General features: G+C 73.7%; 1 pseudogene (cut by a window edge). It reads right to left on the bottom strand.

The features are described 5' to 3' along the window. Positions 1–316 (bottom strand): annotated as a pseudogene (pepN, locus tag K789_RS22810) (aminopeptidase N) (its annotated part continues 1905 nt past the right edge of the window); the annotation flags it as partial.

The raw sequence follows: 316 nt of genomic DNA on the forward strand, positions 1-316 counted from the left end.
GGTGGCGTGCCCGGATTTTCCGGCAGCCGTGTTGTCCCGGGCCAGCTCCCCGTCGAGCTGGGCAACAGTGGCCTCGCCGTTGGCGGCCAGAGCGTGCCAGAAGTTCCAGCGGAGCTCCGCATCCACGGACAGGCCGTCAAGGACCGTGCTGCCGTCGAGGATGCCGCGGAGCAGGTCCAGCCGGCTGTTGTCGAAGCGGCTGGCCGCGGCGACCGTGCGGGCCCAGGCCAGCTGCTGGTCGGAGCCCGGCACGGCCCGCTGGAGCTCGTCCGCGGCGAGGGAAAGGAAACCGCGGCGGACAGCGGCGCGGCCGGCC

The sequence above is a fragment of the Arthrobacter sp. TB 26 genome (assembly GCF_000427315.1).
GTDB lineage: Bacteria > Actinomycetota > Actinomycetes > Actinomycetales > Micrococcaceae > Arthrobacter.